Annotated in this window: 2 protein-coding genes and 1 rRNA gene; 2 read left to right on the forward strand and 1 reads right to left on the reverse strand. The window is 63.5% G+C overall.

Translation table 11 applies throughout. The features are described from left to right. Positions 1 to 100 (forward strand): 5S ribosomal RNA (gene rrf / locus FLL47_RS42500); the annotation flags it as partial. Between the two features lie 544 nt (positions 101 to 644). Here the strand turns inward: rrf and FLL47_RS42505 are convergent. After that, a complete protein-coding gene (locus FLL47_RS42505) occupies positions 645 to 1,028 on the reverse strand; it encodes a hypothetical protein (RefSeq protein WP_144128370.1) in 384 nt (127 codons plus the stop codon). Positions 1,029 to 1,511: 483 nt separating this feature from the next. Here FLL47_RS42505 and FLL47_RS42510 point away from each other — a divergent pair, with 483 nt between their 5' ends. After that, positions 1,512 to 2,096: a hypothetical protein gene (locus tag FLL47_RS42510; RefSeq protein WP_144128371.1), complete on the forward strand. Its 585-nt coding sequence runs from the start codon at positions 1,512 to 1,514 to the stop codon at positions 2,094 to 2,096. Positions 2,097 to 2,235 lie beyond the last annotated feature (139 nt).

The raw sequence follows: 2,235 nt of genomic DNA on the forward strand, positions 1-2,235 counted from the left end.
AGGGGAAACGCCCGGTAACATTCCGAACCCGGAAGCTAAGCCCTCCAGCGCCGATGGTACTGCAACGGGGACGTTGTGGGAGAGTAGGACGCCGCCGGACAAACATCGCAGTCAAGGCCCACCCCTCGGGGTGGGCCTTGACGCGTATCCGCACCAAGACGCTATTCGGGCCCCTCTGCGGGCCCTTTTTCGTGCCCATTCACGGAAGGAGGGTGGCCCAGCGAGTTATGGCAGTTCAACGAACAAACGCGACCACCGCACTAATAGCGCTCTACCTGGTCCGATACGCGGAACGTGCTTCCGCACTGGGTACAGGTGGCACGGCCGAATATGTGGGTGTCCGCTGCGGCAACGGACTGCTGCCCGACTTCGGTGCTCATGCGATACAGTCGCAGGCCGATGTCACCCATCTCGTCCCTGCGTAACGCGCCAAGCGGACCGGTGGTCAGCCATCCAGCATAGGCGTTGGCACCGGAGCACGTGAACGAACAGCACCGCAGCACTCGAACAGCTCGGAGACCGGCAACCAACCCGGCGAATCTTCCCGGTCAGAGCACTTAGGTGTCGCCGGGCATCTGCCCGATGGTGCCCGCCTGAGGCCTCTATCGGCACGCCGATCTGGCACGCTACTGGCACGCAGACTGTCAGCGCGCATCCCACTCGATGCGGCGGGCGGCGTACTCGGCGTACACCTGGCGTAGGCCGTCGTGCTGCTCCTTCACTGTGAGGAACTGATCGAGTAGATCGAACAGTTGGTCATGGACGGCAGCCTCAACCTCGTCAGACAGATGCCGGGCGGATTGGAGCGTGACTCCGGGGGTCAGTTCGAGGACCAACGCTGACCACACCAGCGAACTCTGTTCGTCGAGCCGGAGCATGAGCCACTCGCGGAAGCCCTCCAGCAGCATCCAGCCCATAGCTGCGTCACAGCCGGTTACGAACGAGGTGGTCTCGGCGTAATTCTGTACGCCATACATGCCTGGCCTCAGGCGTACTCGCTGGAACAGGTCGCGAAAGTGGCTGATCATGCACGTCATCATGGCGCACTCTCGCGCTGCTGGCTGCTGATGAGTGGTGATCTCCTTGCGGCGGCAGTCTCAGTGCCCGTTGAAGAACAATGGGGCAGAATCGCGGTTCATGCAGGCACGGCAGCGGTCGAGGTGGGATCAACCCACAGCGCTGATCCTTTGCCGGACTCCGGAGGGATGGCGGTTCGCGACCTACACGACCCAGGGTGTCATGGATGGGCGGCTCGCGGATGTGTCGGCCTACGCGGACGAGCGTCAGGCGCAAGAGGCCCTGGTGACCGCCACGGAGGAGTCCTTCCAGGGCCGGTGTGATGTCACCTGGGCGCCTTCGGACCGGCCTGGTTGGCGGACCGGCGAAGTCCTGACTTTTACGACCTAAAAGGCCAGGTCAGCGCGGTTGGCTAGTGCCGTGACCGAATACATTCACCGCGGTGGGCAGCCGGTTCGGCCCGGTGCCGAGGACATGATCGGATCGGATTGACGATGCAACTCGGGGACTTCTCGCGGGTGGTACACAAGACGCTACGGGCACTGCCCTACCAGCGTTACCTCGCCGCCGCCTGGATCATCACCTGCGAGCTCGACGAACTCTACAGCCCGGCGACGCCGCCGGCTTGGCGGCCGCTGACCGCGGATTCGCTCACCACGCTCCGCTTCGCGGTGGAACGCGGTGCCGACGAGGTGACGGCGGAGGCGAACGCGGTCTTCTGGCGGTGGTGCGTGGCCATGGGGTACGAGGGTGGTGACACCGACGACATCCAGCCGTTCGACTCGCCTCTGCCTTCAGGCCATACGAACCTGTGGTTCGCATGGATGGGGTTGATGGCTGAGCTGGGCGGTGAGGCGCCTCGGTCCAGCGGGCTGGATCCCGCCATGCGGGCGGTGACCATGTATGACCCCCACCTGGGACCCATGGAACCTATCTCGAGCCAGTCGAACGGGATGGTGTTCAGCGTGCGGATGTTGCGCTCGTTCCTGCAGCTGGCGGAAGTGCTGGGCAACACGCCCGGTGACGATCCGATGGACATGGACGCGTTGCGCGAGCAAGTGTTCCGACAGTTGGCGTAACACCGATACCAAGAGCACTATTCAGTCGACGATCGCCGATGGATGCGGTCGCACCAGCGTGATCAACCTGTGACGTGTCGGAAATGGACGCGACGGCCGCCCGCGGGTAGATCACTTGGCTTGTGACAACACAAACGAT

It is taken from the genome of Catellatospora sichuanensis (genome assembly GCF_007483665.1).
Taxonomy (GTDB): Bacteria; Actinomycetota; Actinomycetes; order Mycobacteriales; family Micromonosporaceae; genus Catellatospora; species Catellatospora sichuanensis.

What these genes read in the sequence shown, in the direction of transcription:
- FLL47_RS42505 (WP_144128370.1), bottom strand. Translation starts at nt 1,028, where the DNA reads ATGATCAGCCACTTTCGCGACCTGTTCCAGCGAGTACGCCTGAGGCCA.
- FLL47_RS42510 (WP_144128371.1), top strand. Translation starts at nt 1,512, where the DNA reads ATGCAACTCGGGGACTTCTCGCGGGTGGTACACAAGACGCTACGGGCA.